Origin of the sequence: Aeromonas bestiarum (assembly GCF_000819745.1) — a bacterium.
Taxonomy (GTDB): Bacteria; Pseudomonadota; Gammaproteobacteria; order Enterobacterales; family Aeromonadaceae; genus Aeromonas; species Aeromonas bestiarum.
On record NZ_CDDA01000037.1, the window covers coordinates 215168 to 227317 of the forward strand.

The window sequence follows — 12150 nt, forward strand, 5'->3', positions numbered from 1 at the left end:
TGGGTTAGATTGAAGCCCGTTTTTATATATCAGGTCGTAGGTTCGAATAGCGAAGCGTATTCAGACGATCGCGGATAGGTCGTGGCTGAGAAGCCGCTGAAATCCGGAGTTTCCTGCCTGTCTTGCCATGACTCGGTGCGCTGCGGTAAACGGACGATTACGCTGCGCTAATCGACCCTACATAATGGGGCTTATTGTTACCTCCCCCTCATCCCCAGCCCTTCTCCCGCAAGGGGAGAAGGGGGCAAACAGGCTCCGCTGATTATGCGTTGGCTCTGTGGTGCGGGTGAATATGAGTGGCTTGGTATTGGCACGGGCCATCCCCTCTCCCTCGGGAGAGGGTTAGGGTGAGGGGTCGCTATCTGTGCTGTGGTTCGAATTGCGAAGCGTATTCGGACGTTCGCGAATAGGAGGTTGCAGCCGATTTTTCCGGACTTTCCTCAGACTTCACCTTCTCTTCACACAAGCCCATTTCCCCTTCACAAATCTCCCGTATTTTCTGCCCACTGCTAAAAAGGCCCGGCTTGCCACAGGGGTGGCGAGGGGCCGGTTGGATCTAGGGAGCAAGATGATGAAAGGTTGGATAAAGTGCGGGCTGGCCGGGGCCCTGGTGCTGGTGGCGAGCTTCTGGGGTGGCAGCGTGCATGCGGCGGCGATCTCCCTCACTCAGGTGAGCGGCCCCGTGTATGTGGTTGAAGATAACTACTATGTACAGGAAAACTCCATGGTCTATTTCGGGGCCAAGGGGGTGACGGTAGTGGGGGCGACCTGGACGCCGGATACCGCCCGCGAGCTGCACAAGCTGATCAAGCGGGTCAGCAGCAAGCCCGTGCTGGAGGTGATCAACACCAACTATCACACCGACAGGGCGGGGGGTAACGCCTACTGGAAGTCCATCGGCGCCAGGGTGGTATCGACGCGCCAGACCCGGGATCTGATGAAGAGCGACTGGGCCGAAATTGTCGCCTTTACCCGCAAGGGGCTGCCTGAGTACCCGGACTTGCCACTGGTGCTGCCAAACGAAGTGCACGACGGCGACTTCACCCTGCAAGAGGGCAAGCTGCGCGCCTTCTACGCGGGCCCGGCCCACACCCCGGATGGCATCTTTGTCTACTTCCCCGAGGAGCAGGTGCTCTATGGCAACTGCATCCTCAAGGAGAAGCTGGGCAACCTGAGCTTTGCCGATGTGAAGGCCTATCCGCAGACGCTGGCGCGGCTCAAGGCCATGAAGCTGCCGATCAAGATTGTGGTAGGCGGCCATGACTCGCCGCTGCACGGCCCCGAGCTGATTGATCACTACGAGACGCTGATCAAGGCCGCGCCGCAGGTATAGAGAACCAGGCCGCAGGGGTAACAAGAGGTGTCGCCCCCTTGAAAGGTGCTGGCCAGAGAAAACGCCCGAATGGGCGTTTTCCTGTTTTCAGCGCACCGGATTTCCTGTGGCCGATCTCCGAGTCTTGCCAATCGGCAGCCGGCCCCCGGCATTAAGGCTGTTCAAGCCGGGTGCGCTTTCATAAGATGGATTCCTCTCTGGCCAGCCATTAACAAGCAATTGATATGCAATATAAATCCCTCGAGCGGCTGAAGCAGGCCTTTATCACCGGCATGTGGGCGTCGCTTGCCAGCATCATCATCGGCTTCGCCTTCAAGGTGTGGCTGGCGCAGTGGGTGGCCAAGGGGGATCTGGCGCTGTTCAACAGCGTGGTGGATTTGATCTCTTTGTCGCTGATCCTGATGACCGGCTTTCGCTCCTCCATGGTGGTGAGCTACTCCCAGACCAAGAACGACAGAGACATCATCAATATCTTCCGCTACTTCCTCATCGGCATAGTGCTGCTCACCTGGGGGCTGGTGATCCCCTATATCAAGCACGGGCTCCATATCCGGGTGGAGTACCTGCAACTGGTGGGGGTCATCTTCGGGCTGGGGCTCAAGGTCTATTTCACCAATCTGGTGGCCATGTACCGCATGTACGATATCTCCAACAGGGTCACCTGGCTGGAGCCGCTCGCCAACGCCCTGCTGTTTATGGCCTGTTACTTCGGGCTGGGGATGGATGCGCTCTCGTCGCTCTTCTACGGGCTGACCTGCTCTTCGCTGGTCATCGCCGGTTATATGTATCTCTATCGGCGCAGGGCCATCGCCACCCGGCCGCTGGCCAAAGTCGAGCTCGGCCCCGAGATGCGCAGCTATGTGAAGAAGAGCTTCACCGCCTCGCTGGAGGCGGGGGCCAGTATCCTGATGATCTACATCACGGTACTGCTCACCATACGCCACTTCAGCATCGACGAGCTGGGGGATTTCCAGGTGGTGGTGCGCCCCATCTTCACCTATATGACGCTGCTGTTTGTCTTCCCGATTTACCGCTTCGTGCTGCCTGAGCTGGCAGTCAATCTGCGCAACGGCGATCACCGGCAGATCAGGATGATCCGCCGCTGGATCTTCCGTCTCTCGGCCATCGTCAGCCTGGTGTTCTTTGTGCTGATGCTGCTGGCGGGCAAGCCGCTGGTGTTGCTGTTGTTCCCCGTCGACTATGTGGGGGCCGTGCCCGTGCTGTTCCACTTCTCCATCTTCTTCATCTTCATGATGCTCAACGGCTACCAGCTCGCCTATATCAAGGCCCACGGCCACTTCACCCAGAGCCTGCTGATCCGCCTGGTCGGCATAGTGGCGCTGGTGGCGGCCTACTATCTGGTGGCCGAGTTCACCAGCAACGTGGTGGCCATTATCGTGGCGCTGGGGCTGGGCTATATGGTGATGTTTATCCTCTCCACCTTGGCGGAGCGGCAGATCCTGAAATCCCTGCCACTGGTGCTGGCGGCCCGTTAGCTGGTCAGTCGCCAAGGGTGGCGCTGGCCCGTATCGGACAACAAAAAACGCCCATGCGGGCGTTTTTTGTGGGCGGCGTTGAGGCCGCTTAACGCTTGGGCTTGCCGCTCTTGTTGTTACCGCCGAGGGCCTGTTTTCTGGCTCTCTGCTTCTGGGCCGCCTTGCCGTTGCGGCGTGGCTCGGGCTCGAAGCGGGTGAGGTCGGGCTCAAAGCCCGGGAACCACTGTTGGGGCAAGCGAGTGTCGAGCACGGCTTCCACCTTTTCCAGCAGAGGCGCATCTTCCGGGCTGAACAATGTGATGGCCAGCCCCTTGTTGCCGGCGCGGCCGGTGCGACCGATACGGTGGACGTAATCCTCTGCGACAAACGGGAACTCGAGGTTGATCACGTAGTTGAGATCGCTGATATCGAGGCCGCGGGCCGCCACGTCGGTGGCGACCAGCGCCTGCAGGGTGCCGGCGCGAAACTCCAGCAGCACCTTCTCCCGCGCCCCTTGCGACAGATCGCCGTGGAAGGCCAGCGCATTGATGCCCGCCTTGCCAAGCTGCTGGGCCAGCTTGTCGGCCCCCTGCCGGGTGCGGCTGAAGATAAGCACAGGCGCCCAGCCCTTCACCTTGATCAGGTGCTCCAGCAACGCCAGCTTGCGCTCGCCATCCACCGCATAGACCCGCTGCTCCACCTCGGCCGCCGTGGTGTTGCGCGGTGCCACTTCGATCAGTTCGGGGTCGCGCAGCAGCACCCGGCTCAAGGCAAACAGGTTGTCATCGCAGGTGGCCGAAAACAGCAGGGTCTGGCGATCCGCCGGTATCTGTTTGAGCAGCGCCTTGATCTCATCCATAAAGCCCATGTCTAGCATCCGGTCCGCCTCGTCAAACACCAGATGGCTGAGGCGCTCAAGGCTCAGCGCCCCCTGGCGCAGATGGTCGAGCAGCCGACCCGGGGTGGCGATCAGCAGATCCACCCCGGCTTTAAGTGCCTCGACCTGCGCGGCTATGCTGACCCCGCCATAGACCAGGGCGCTGGTGAGACCCGTACCTTGCCCGTAGCGCGCGACGCTCTCGTGTACCTGCACCGCCAGCTCGCGGGTCGGCACCAGCACCAGGGCGCGGATCGGGCGGGTGGTGTCGCTCGCCGGGTGCTGCATCAATTGCTCCAGCAGCGGCAGCACGAAAGCGGCGGTCTTGCCGGTGCCGGTCTGGGCGCCCGCCATCAGATCCCGCCCCGCCAGAATGGTGGGGATGGCGCGGGCCTGAATGGGGGTCGGCGCGGCATAACCCAGTTCGGTCAGGGTCTGTTGCAAACGGGGGGAGAGGGCCAGTTCGGTAAAGGAGGCAATGGACATAGGGGCACCAGTGTGGGGTTATCGCGGCCAGAGCCACGATGGAAACAATCGTAGTGGCCGGCATGGTAACAGAAGCGGGGGCATGGGCAGAAGGCGGGCGAGGGGACTGGCCTCTATCCCGCGCTTCGCCCTGCTGGTCGTGCTCGGGAGCTGCGCCATGGCGAGCAGCTCCCTGTGCTGGTTAACGGCAGTGAAACACCTCTTCCAGCGCATCCACCACGGCTCGTACCCTGCTGGCCTTCTGCAGGTCGGGGTGGAGCACCAGCCAGATGTCGACCGGATCGCTGAGGGCGGGCAGCACCCGCACCAGCTCGGTCTCTTTGTCTGCCAGAAAGGTGGAGAGCAGGGCTATTCCCAGCCCCTGACGGGCCGCCGCCAGCAACAGTAGCTGGGCATTGCACTGCAGCACCACGTTCGGTTCGTGCAGCGGCTCCCCGCACAGGCTGTGCCAGTGGCGGGAGACCAGCTCTTTGGCAAACAGCAGCAGGGCGTGCTGACTCAGCCCGTGGCCGCTCTTGGGCGTGCCGTGGTGGACCAGATAGTCGCGAGAGGCGTAGAGCCCCATCTCTATGGTGGTGAGCCGCTTGATCACCAGCTCGTCGTTGTCGGGACGCAGTCCCCGGATGGCGAGATCGGCCTCCCGGTAGGCGATGTCGCTGACGCTGACCGCCGTCTGCAGGCTGAGGCGGATACCGGGGTGGCGCTCGCGCAGCAAGGTGAGGGCGGGGAGCACGAAAGCCTGAGCCAGGGTGTCTGTGGTGGCGATGCGCACCTCGCCACACAGGCTCTGATCCCCGGCGCTCGCCTTGCGTTCTATGGCCTTGATGGCCTGCTCCATGGCGCTGGCATCCGCCAACATGGTTTCGCCGAGGGGGCTCAGGTCATAGAGTTTGGGGGTGCGGATAAAGAGTTTGGAACCCAGGTTCTGTTCCAGCGCCGTGATGCGCCGCCCGACGGTGGCCTGATCGACCCCCAGCACTCCGGCTGCGCCACGCAGTGTGCCCTGTCTTGCCAATGCCAGAAAAAAACGTGCGTCATCCCAGTTGATCATCGAGCCTCCCACTCAAAGTGCCCCCTCGGGGCGAGCCCATTAGAAGCCAGCGCAGGCGGGATCACAAGGCGAGTGTGGCCTTGCTGGCATGCAAATAGATGTCATTGGCATGCATTATTGAAGCAGCATGATGCATTTGTGCCGCTGTCGGGAGGGATGGACGGGCGCTATCATGGCGCCTCTCGTCAGCGGCCTTGCCCGCCCTCATCGGAGCCTTGCATGTCATCATCCCTCTGTGCCGCCGCCCCCTCTGCGGCGGCTACCTCTCATCGCGCCATCCTGCTGTTTCTGCCGCTGGCCCTGATGTCGGCGCTGCTCAACAGCAGCGTGCCCACCCCCCTCTATCCCCACTACCAGCAGGTGCTGGCGCTGAGCGATGTCAGCCTCACCCTGATCTATGGCGGCTATGCGGCCGGGGTGCTCATCTCCTTGTTCGGGGTGGGCAATCTGGCGGGGCGGGTGGCGGACTTGCGCGCCATGATCCTGCCGGCGCTGCTGGCGGTCGCGGGGGGCGCCCTGCTCTTTTCCCTGGCCGATTCGTTCTGGTCGCTGCTGCTGGCACGGGTGCTGGCCGGGATTGGCACGGGAGCTCTGACCGGCGCCGCCAATGTGGCGTTGCTGCGTTTCGGCCCCCGCGACGGCGGCAAGCGGGCGGCCCTCAGTGCGACCCTCTCCTTCACCGCCGGACTGGCGCTCGGCCCGGTATTCAGCGGGCTGGCGTTGCAGCTGGACTTCTATCCGACTCAGCTGCCCTTTCTGCTCATCATGGGGCTGGCGGCCTGCGCCATGGCAGGTGTTGTGCTGAGCTGGCCCGCCAGCGCACAAGGGGCGCCGACCGCGGCGCACGGGCAGGGCAAGGGATCCCTGGGGGAGGGGCTCAAGGTCACTGGGATTGCATTCTTTCTCTGCGCAGCGGCCCTGTTTACCGCCTGGGCGGTGGCGGCCAGCCTGCTGGCCATCGGCCCCAAGGTGGTGAGCCAGTTGCTGGGGATGCGGGATCTCGGCCTGTTCGGTTATCTGATCGCGGCTTATATGGTGCTCTCCGGCCTGTGCCAGCTCTGGGCCCGCCGCCTCGATGCCCGCCATACTCTGCAGAGCGGTTGCCTGGCGCTGGCACTCTGCGTGCTGCTGTTTACCGGCGCCGTGCACGTCCAGTCGCTCTGGCTGGCGGGGCTTGGGCTGCTGGTGGCCGGTTATGCCCAGGGCGCCGTGTTTGTCGGCAGTGCGACCCTGGTCAACCGCATCTCCCCCGGCGCCAGCCACGCCCGGCTGGTGTCGCTCTTCTATGTGATCGCCTATGTAGCGAACTGGGTGCCTGTGCTGCTGGGCTGGGTGAGTGACAGCGTCGGCCTGCGGGCGGCGGTGGATCTGCTCGCCGTCGGCAGCGTGCTGATCAGCCTTGGGCTGGCCTGGGGGGTATGGCGCAGTCGCTTCGAGCGGGCTGCGACTTGATAGGCTCGCCCATCAATCCGCCAGCAACACGCGTTTGGCATCCAGATGGTGCATCCATTCCCGCAGGATCAGCAGCACGGCGGCAAAGCGTCGCCCCTTGGGCAGGTGGGCCGCCGCCAGCGGATCCCCTTCCACCGTAGCGGCAAACTGGCCGAACAGCTGCTCTATGCTCTCCCGGCTCAGCTCATGGCTGCCGAGCTCGCCAGCCAGCGGGAGCGGGCTGTGCAGCGTCACCAGCTCGTGGGCCGGAATGCGGGCCGCCAGCGGCATCAGCACATCCTCCACCACCATGATGGCTCGCTCCAGTTCGAGTGCGCTCGGCGGATCCTGGCGAAACGGGCCCGGCGTCATGGCCTCGAGACCAAATGCCAGCTTGTAGGTGATGGTGATGCCGTCTGCCTGGGTGATCTGCACCTTGCTGGTCTGCTCCTCCAGCTTCAGCATGATGGTGGGGTGGCTGCTTGTCATGGGATCTCCTTGCCGTGTTGATGACCAGACCTATCCATACACCCGCCCATGCTTGCTGGCGAGGGCTTTCAGCTCCCCCATCCGGGTGATACGGCTTGCAAACTTGGTTATTGATGGCATTCTAGATGTCTAAATGGCTATTTTCATCTCTACGCTTCAGGAGTTCTGATATGGATATTCGCACCGCTCCCCGCGCTCTCGCGCTCGCCCTCCTGCTGACCAGCAGCCTCGCCTGTGCCAACGAGGCTCTGGTGATCCAGACCGACTTTGGTCTCAAGGATGGCGCCGTCTCGGCCATGAAGGGGGTCGCCTTCGGGGTGGACCGCACCCTGCCGCTCTATGATCTGACCCACGAGATCCCGGCCTACAACATCTGGGAAGCCTCCTACCGCCTCTATCAGACCATCAACTACTGGCCCAAGGGCACAGTCTTCGTCAGCGTGGTGGATCCGGGCGTGGGTACGGCACGCCACTCTGTGGTGCTCAAGACCAGGAGTGGTCACTACATAGTCTCGCCGGACAACGGCACCCTGACCCTGGTGGCCGAGCACTTCGGCATCGAGGCGGTGCGCCAGATCGACGAGAAGCGCAATCGCCTCAAGGGCTCCGAGAAGTCCTACACCTTCCACGGCCGCGACGTTTACGCCTACACTGGCGCCCGGTTGGCCTCCGGTGCCATCAGCTATGAGCAGGTGGGCTCGCTGCTGCCGGCCGAGGTGGTGAAGATCCCTTATCAGCCTGCTGTGGCCGAGCAAGACGGCACCGTCAAGGGCACAATCCCGATCCTGGATGTGCAGTACGGCAACGTCTGGACCAACATAGACGAGACACTGCTTGCCAAAGCGGGCGTCAACAAGGGGGATCAGGCCTGCCTCAAGATCAGCGAAGGGGACGTGCTCAAGTACGAGGGCAAGGCCCCCTACGTCAGCAGCTTCGGGGATGTACCGGAAGGCCAGCCGCTGGTCTACCTCAACAGCCTGCTGCAGGTCTCGGTGGCGCTGAACATGGACAGCTTCGCCGCCAAACATCAGGTGCAGTCCGGTGCCAACTGGCATATCAGCCTGAAGAAGTGCTCATGATCATCAGCTGGCACCACTCACAGCGGGCGCCACGGCGCCCGTTTTGTTGCTGCTTATCGCAGCGCGGCGGGTGGCGGCACTTCTATATAGCGCCCGTCCAGCTCCCGCTGGTAGTAGTGGCCGGCTCTGACGTAGTAGCGACGGCCATCCAGATCCAGCGGGATGAGGCTCGCGTCCGTCTGCACCTCGATCACCCGGGTTGGCGGCGTGACCACCACATAGTGACTCTCCTGCTGCTGGTAATAGATGCCGCCGAGCACATAGTAGGTGAGCCCGGCCAGCATGATTGTCTCCACTCCGCCGGGCAGCAGGTCGATGCGATGGCCCGGCGCGGGGGCGGACCAGGGGCCCGCATAGTGGCCATGGCGGGTCGCGGGAGGCGACATCTCCCGTCCCGGCGGGCCGCCAGCTCCACCCCCGCCAGCACTCGCGGGGAGGGTGAAGAGCAGCGCCAGTGCCCAGGGCCAGGAGCTATCCCTGTTCATCCTATTGGCCCTTGAGCGGGGCTGTGGCGGACTGGAGCCTGATTGGCTGGGGTGGCAGCTCCCGCACGCTGACCATTACCTCGTAACCTTTGTTGGCCTCGGCGGCGGGGATGTTCTTGAACAGCTCCTGGGCCGTGGCCCGGGGATCCTTGCTCTGCTTGCTGGCCTGATAGAGAACCGGGGGCGGCGCCGGCATCTGAGCGCCGTGGTGGCCTGGCATGGGGGGCGGCATGTCGCTGGCATGTACAGACAGGCTGCCGAGCAGCAGGGGCAACAGGAGGGTTTTGCATGGCATGGGATGACTCCGTCCGGGTGAATATGGCCCATCAAACGCCAGCATGGCTCTGCGCTCAATCGCTTTTACACCCCCTTTTCACCCCCTTTACAGTTGTGACAACGGGCGCCTGGGCGCCCGTTGTGTGTCATGGGAGGAGGTCGGCCTCAAAACTCGTTGGAGAGCGCCTTGTAACCCTTGACCAGATCTATGTTGGTGTGGGCCACGTCCTCGGAGAACTCGGTGGCATCCACTGTGACCCTGGGGATCTCGGCCAGATCGCTCTGCTGGTTGATGCGAGTGGTGGAGGGCACATAGAAGCCGGGCGGCAGATCGCAGCCATCCACCACAGAGTTGTGGCGCACCACCGAACCTTCACCTATGTGGCAGTTGAACAGCACGCTGTTGAAGCCGATGAAGACCCGGTTTCCCACTTCACACGGGCCGTGCACTATGCTGCGGTGGGCGATGGAGGTGTACTCGCCTATGGTGACGGCGGCGCCGGACTTGGAGTGGATCACCACCCCGTCCTGAATGTTGGAGTTGGCGCCTATGATGATGGGCTCCATGTCGCCACTGGCATCCACCTCGTCGGCGCGGATCACCGCATAGGGGCCGACAAACACGTTTTCCTTGATGATCACCTTGCCACAGATGATGGCAGTCTTGTCGATATAGGCTGATTCGTCGATGACCGGCAGGTGGCCGGAAGGATTCTTGCGGATCATGTTACATCCTGTTGAAGATGAAATCGGGACGGGGAAAAGGCGAGGCCACTGGCCTGCCGGTGGGTCAGCTTACGCCTGTGGGCCGGGAGGGGGAACCCCTGACTGGTCAGACCCCTGGGGTAGTGCGCTCATCTTCTCGGGGTGTTCCCGACGCGCAAATTATGGGAGCATGATTTCTGCCGAACGGGCCGCGTGGCCCGCCTGGTACTCTTTTGATATAAGGCTGGATACCCAAGATGAAGAAGATTGTTGTGCTGCTCGGCACCCTGCTGCTCTCCCCCTTGTTCTCTTCTGCCGTGCAGGCCAAGGGGGAGGCGGGCGAGTTTGACTATTACGCCCTGGCGCTCTCCTGGTCGCCGGAGCATTGCGCCGTCAAGCCGGCCGATCGGGACCAATGTTCCCGCCAGCTGGGATTCGTGCTGCACGGCCTCTGGCCCCAGTACCAGCGCGGCTACCCGAGCAGCTGCTCTCGCGAGCGGCTGGATCCCGCCATGGAGCAGCAGTTTGCCGGGCTCTATCCCAGCCGTTTTCTCTATCGCCATGAGTGGGAGAAGCACGGTACCTGCTCCGGCCTCGACCAGCCGCAGTTCCATCAGCTGGCCAGCGACCTGCGTCTGAAGGTGAAGATCCCGGCCGCGTACCAGTCGCCTGCCGAGCCCCTGCGCAAGAGCCGCTTCCAGCTCAAGGCGGATCTGGCCAGTGCCAACGACTGGCTGGCGCCAGACAACATCACGGTCGCCTGCGCCGACGGGGGCCGCTTCCTGCGGGAAGTTTACATCTGTATCAACAAGGAAGGGACGGATGCCGTCACCTGCTCCGACGAGATGCAAAAGCGTGAACTGCGCTCCTGCGGTCAGCCGGACTTCCTGCTGCGCAGCGTGCGCTGATCCCTCCTTATCTTCATCGGGCCCCTTGCGGGCCCGATGTGCAAATACCGTCATCGGAAAGGAGTCTGGCAATGACCGACATGAAACAGTTCTTGGCGCGAGAGCGAAGCCTGCTGCTCGGGGTGAAAGGAGTGGGCCCCACCGTCATCGGCCGGCTCGAACAGCTGGGTTATCACACACTGAGCGAGCTGGCCGGGGCGGACACGAGCCACATAGTCCAGCTGGTGGCCAGCATGCTGGGCTCGACCTGCTGGCAGAACAGCCCGCAGGCCCGCGGCGCCATCGATAGTGCCATAGGGTTGGCGCGCAGCCAGGTTGCAGCCGACGCCGTTTCGGACTGTGAGCAGGGAACATAGCCATGAGCCTGTTCGCCGAACTGGGGATGCGTTATCCCATCATTCAGGCCCCCATGGCGGGTGTGCAGGACAGCGGGCTGGCGTTGGCCGTCACGGGGGCCGGTTGTCTGGGTTCCCTGCCGGCGGCCATGCTCAGCCCGACCGGGCTGCGAAGCGAGCTCGTTCGACTTGCCGCCAGCGGTCTGGGGCCGTTCAACATCAACTTCTTCTGCCATCGGCAAACCGAGCCGGATCCGATCGCCCTCGCAGGTTGGCGGCAGACCCTGGCACCTTACTACGCCGAGTTCGGGGTGAATGCCGAGGCGACTGTGACAGCGCCCGGTCGCGCCCCGTTCAACGCCGAGCATGCCGCCATCCTGGCCGAGTTCAACCCAGCCGTGGTCAGCTTCCATTTCGGCCTGCCCGAGCCGAGCCGGCTGGTCCGGGTGAAAGCCACGGGGGCAAAAGTCTTTGCCAGTGCGACCACGGTCGCAGAAGCACAGTGGCTGGCCCGTCATGGCGCCGATGCCATCATAGCGCAGGGGCTGGAGGCGGGCGGCCATCGCGGCCACTTCCTCGCTGAGGATCTCGCCTTGCAGCAAGGCACCTTTACCTTGCTGCCACAGATAGTGGCCGCTGTGGACCTGCCCGTCATAGCCGCCGGTGGCATAGTCGATGGCAAGGGGATCCGTGCCGCCCTGGCGTTGGGGGCCAGCGCGGTGCAGATGGGAACCGCCTTCCTTTGCTGTCATGAGGCGACGACCTCTGCCCTGCATCGCGCGGCTATTCATTCTGCCCAGAGCCAGCATACGGCCCTGACCAGGGTGTTCAGTGGTCGCCCGGCAAGGGGGATAGTCAATCGGTTGATGCGGGATCTGGGCTCGCTCTCGGATCTGGCACCTGACTTCCCCCATGCCAGCAGCGCGCTGGCCCCATTGCGTGCGGCAGCCGAAAAGGTGGGTGAGAGTGGCTTCTCGCCACTGTGGGCGGGCCAGAATGTCTCCGGCTGCATTGACCTGCCAGCCGCCGAGTTGATCGCAGCATGGGTGAAAGAAGCGGGCCTGTCGTGAGCGCTTCTTTATATAGGTAGATGAGCGGGAGGGCCGCCATGCGAGGAATGGCCCTTCTACAGGCTAAATGCGGGTAACTCAATAAGGCTAAACGGGCCGTTTTACGGTGTTTCTGTGGATAAGTTTGTACAAAAGCTGTGGTTGGTTATG

General features: G+C 62.9%; 13 protein-coding genes. 7 read left to right on the top strand and 6 right to left on the bottom strand.

The window, feature by feature from the left end:
- Nucleotides 1-568: 568 nt before the first annotated feature.
- Nucleotides 569-1333 carry a CphA family subclass B2 metallo-beta-lactamase gene (gene cphA / locus BN1118_RS19340; RefSeq protein WP_084214200.1) on the top strand — a complete coding sequence of 255 codons (765 nt, stop codon included), beginning with the start codon at nucleotides 569-571 and terminating at the stop codon, nucleotides 1331-1333.
- A 224-nt stretch (nucleotides 1334-1557) separates the two neighbouring features.
- On the top strand, nucleotides 1558-2829 hold the full coding sequence (locus BN1118_RS19345) for a membrane protein (RefSeq protein ID WP_043557560.1): 1272 nt from the start codon (nucleotides 1558-1560) through the stop codon (nucleotides 2827-2829).
- Between the two features lie 88 nt (nucleotides 2830-2917).
- Here the strand turns inward: BN1118_RS19345 and BN1118_RS19350 are convergent, their stop codons facing one another.
- Nucleotides 2918-4171, bottom strand: coding sequence for a DEAD/DEAH box helicase (locus BN1118_RS19350; protein WP_043557561.1), 1254 nt, complete (start codon nucleotides 4169-4171; stop codon nucleotides 2918-2920).
- A gap of 181 nt (nucleotides 4172-4352) precedes the next feature.
- Entirely contained in the window at nucleotides 4353-5222 is an 870-nt protein-coding gene (locus BN1118_RS19355) for a LysR family transcriptional regulator (RefSeq protein ID WP_043557562.1), read from the bottom strand.
- A gap of 219 nt (nucleotides 5223-5441) precedes the next feature.
- Between BN1118_RS19355 and BN1118_RS19360 the strand changes: the two genes are divergently transcribed.
- Nucleotides 5442-6674 (top strand): MFS transporter, encoded by a 1233-nt coding sequence (locus BN1118_RS19360; protein WP_043557563.1) that lies wholly within the window; start codon nucleotides 5442-5444, stop codon nucleotides 6672-6674.
- Nucleotides 6675-6686: 12 nt separating this feature from the next.
- On the opposite strand, the gene BN1118_RS19365 is transcribed toward BN1118_RS19360, so the two are convergent.
- Complete coding sequence (locus BN1118_RS19365; RefSeq protein ID WP_043557564.1) at nucleotides 6687-7142, bottom strand: hypothetical protein; 456 nt, start codon at nucleotides 7140-7142, stop codon at nucleotides 6687-6689.
- Nucleotides 7143-7312: 170 nt separating this feature from the next.
- Between BN1118_RS19365 and BN1118_RS19370 the strand changes: the two genes are divergently transcribed.
- Entirely contained in the window at nucleotides 7313-8221 is a 909-nt protein-coding gene (locus BN1118_RS19370; protein WP_043557565.1) for an SAM hydrolase/SAM-dependent halogenase family protein, read from the top strand.
- Between the two features lie 53 nt (nucleotides 8222-8274).
- On the opposite strand, the gene BN1118_RS19375 is transcribed toward BN1118_RS19370, so the two are convergent.
- The 3 genes from BN1118_RS19375 to BN1118_RS19385 all read right to left on the bottom strand — a co-directional run bounded on the left by BN1118_RS19375 (nucleotide 8275) and on the right by BN1118_RS19385 (nucleotide 9708).
- Complete coding sequence (locus tag BN1118_RS19375) at nucleotides 8275-8607, bottom strand: DUF6515 family protein (protein WP_244463648.1); 333 nt, start codon at nucleotides 8605-8607, stop codon at nucleotides 8275-8277.
- Between the two features lie 100 nt (nucleotides 8608-8707).
- Nucleotides 8708-9001: a hypothetical protein gene (locus tag BN1118_RS19380; RefSeq protein ID WP_043557567.1), complete on the bottom strand. Its 294-nt coding sequence runs from the start codon at nucleotides 8999-9001 to the stop codon at nucleotides 8708-8710.
- 146 nt (nucleotides 9002-9147) lie between these two features.
- Complete coding sequence (locus BN1118_RS19385; protein ID WP_042869323.1) at nucleotides 9148-9708, bottom strand: gamma carbonic anhydrase family protein; 561 nt, start codon at nucleotides 9706-9708, stop codon at nucleotides 9148-9150.
- A gap of 236 nt (nucleotides 9709-9944) precedes the next feature.
- On the opposite strand from BN1118_RS19385, the gene BN1118_RS19390 reads away from it, so the two are divergent.
- The 3 genes from BN1118_RS19390 (at nucleotide 9945) to BN1118_RS19400 (ending at nucleotide 12000) form a co-directional block, all read left to right on the top strand.
- Complete coding sequence (locus tag BN1118_RS19390) at nucleotides 9945-10595, top strand: ribonuclease T2 family protein (protein ID WP_043557568.1); 651 nt, start codon at nucleotides 9945-9947, stop codon at nucleotides 10593-10595.
- 71 nt (nucleotides 10596-10666) lie between these two features.
- A complete protein-coding gene (locus BN1118_RS19395) occupies nucleotides 10667-10951 on the top strand; it encodes a Pathogenicity locus (RefSeq protein WP_043557569.1) in 285 nt (94 codons plus the stop codon).
- Between the two features lie 2 nt (nucleotides 10952-10953).
- Nucleotides 10954-12000, top strand: coding sequence for an NAD(P)H-dependent flavin oxidoreductase (locus BN1118_RS19400; protein ID WP_043557570.1), 1047 nt, complete (start codon nucleotides 10954-10956; stop codon nucleotides 11998-12000).
- Nucleotides 12001-12150: the final 150 nt, after the last annotated feature.

What these genes read in the sequence shown, in the direction of transcription:
- BN1118_RS19345 (WP_043557560.1), top strand. Translation starts at nt 1,558, where the DNA reads ATGCAATATAAATCCCTCGAGCGGCTGAAGCAGGCCTTTATCACCGGC.
- BN1118_RS19360 (WP_043557563.1), top strand. Translation starts at nt 5,442, where the DNA reads ATGTCATCATCCCTCTGTGCCGCCGCCCCCTCTGCGGCGGCTACCTCT.
- BN1118_RS19375 (WP_244463648.1), bottom strand. Translation starts at nt 8,607, where the DNA reads ATGTCGCCTCCCGCGACCCGCCATGGCCACTATGCGGGCCCCTGGTCC.
- BN1118_RS19400 (WP_043557570.1), top strand. Translation starts at nt 10,954, where the DNA reads ATGAGCCTGTTCGCCGAACTGGGGATGCGTTATCCCATCATTCAGGCC.
- BN1118_RS19370 (WP_043557565.1), top strand. Translation starts at nt 7,313, where the DNA reads ATGGATATTCGCACCGCTCCCCGCGCTCTCGCGCTCGCCCTCCTGCTG.
- BN1118_RS19365 (WP_043557564.1), bottom strand. Translation starts at nt 7,142, where the DNA reads ATGACAAGCAGCCACCCCACCATCATGCTGAAGCTGGAGGAGCAGACC.
- BN1118_RS19390 (WP_043557568.1), top strand. Translation starts at nt 9,945, where the DNA reads ATGAAGAAGATTGTTGTGCTGCTCGGCACCCTGCTGCTCTCCCCCTTG.
- BN1118_RS19385 (WP_042869323.1), bottom strand. Translation starts at nt 9,708, where the DNA reads ATGATCCGCAAGAATCCTTCCGGCCACCTGCCGGTCATCGACGAATCA.
- BN1118_RS19355 (WP_043557562.1), bottom strand. Translation starts at nt 5,222, where the DNA reads ATGATCAACTGGGATGACGCACGTTTTTTTCTGGCATTGGCAAGACAG.
- BN1118_RS19395 (WP_043557569.1), top strand. Translation starts at nt 10,667, where the DNA reads ATGACCGACATGAAACAGTTCTTGGCGCGAGAGCGAAGCCTGCTGCTC.
- cphA (WP_084214200.1), top strand. Translation starts at nt 569, where the DNA reads ATGATGAAAGGTTGGATAAAGTGCGGGCTGGCCGGGGCCCTGGTGCTG.
- BN1118_RS19350 (WP_043557561.1), bottom strand. Translation starts at nt 4,171, where the DNA reads ATGTCCATTGCCTCCTTTACCGAACTGGCCCTCTCCCCCCGTTTGCAA.
- BN1118_RS19380 (WP_043557567.1), bottom strand. Translation starts at nt 9,001, where the DNA reads ATGCCATGCAAAACCCTCCTGTTGCCCCTGCTGCTCGGCAGCCTGTCT.